This window comes from Ruegeria sp. CJ3 (assembly GCF_056536725.1).
The window spans coordinates 1-1,101 of record NZ_JBQFQE010000025.1 but is presented as its reverse complement, the minus strand read 5'-3'; the positions used below and the strand labels follow the sequence as shown (position 1 = coordinate 1,101).

Annotated in this window: 1 protein-coding gene; it reads left to right on the top strand. The window is 62.6% G+C overall.

Translation table 11 applies throughout. From position 1 onward, the window contains the following. Positions 1–130: 130 nt before the first annotated feature. Positions 131–1,101 (top strand): tyrosine-type recombinase/integrase (locus ACR0J1_RS19370; RefSeq protein WP_480742519.1); only part of this gene is annotated, 971 nt, incomplete at its 3' end.

Sequence of the window (1,101 nt, the reverse complement as noted above, 5' to 3'; positions counted from 1 at the left end):
TGATAAGTATTCCTTATCGTGTCTATTGAAGGCTGAACGTATTTGGCGCAGAATGGCCCCCATGAAGCCGCCTGCACCCTATCTTCCAGCTGCCTCCCCTGCCCTGTCGCAGGCGGATCAGGAGGCGTTGATGGATCTCTATCTGCGCGGAACGCCGGCCAATACGCTGCGCGCCTACGAACGGGATCTGCTCTACGTGACCGCATGGAAAACCGCGCGATTTGGCGCAGCGCTGGATTGGCCGGAAAGTGAGGCGACGGCCCTTGCCTTCATCCTTGATCACGCCCGCGATCTGGGCGAAGCACTTGAGGAGGATATCGCGCGTCAAACCGCAGAAGCGCTGATTGCCGAAGGATTGCGCAAGTCGCTGGCCTGCCCTGCCCCGTCGACGCTGGACCGGCGTATTGCGTCGTGGCTGGCTTTTCACAGGATGAAGAACCTGACCAGTCCGTTTGACGCACCACAAGTGAAACAGGCCCGGTCCAAAGCCCGGCGTGCCGCGGCCCGGCCTCCTACCCCGAAATCGCAACATCCGATCACGCGCGATGTGCTGGAACAGCTGCTGGCCACCTGCCGCGGCACCCGTCGGGATTGCCGGGACCGGGCGCTCCTGATGCTAGGCTGGGCCTCGGGCGGTCGGCGGAGGTCCGAGATCACCGGGCTGAGGCGCGAGGATGTGTTACTCAAGGAGTTCGATAAATCAGGTGTGGTCTGGATCTCGCTGCTGGAGACCAAGACCACGGCTAAGAGCGAGACCCCGCGGCTTGTGCTGAAGGCCCGCGCCGCGCAGGCGCTGGTGCATTGGATCGAGATGGCGAAGATCACCGACGGCCCCCTGTTCCGGCCGATCTCAAAAGCCGACAGGGTGCTGAAACGTCGCCTGTCTCCGGATGCGATCTATCAGATCGTCAAACATCGCCTCCAGCTGGCCGGGTTACCCAATGATTTTGCCTCGCCCCACGGGCTGCGCTCGGGCTTCCTGACCCAGGCCGCGCTCGACGGCGCCCCGATTCAGGCCGCCATGCGCCTATCCTTGCATCGCTCTCTCGCACAGGCACAGAAGTATTATGACGACGTCGATATCGCGGAAAACCCGGCAGC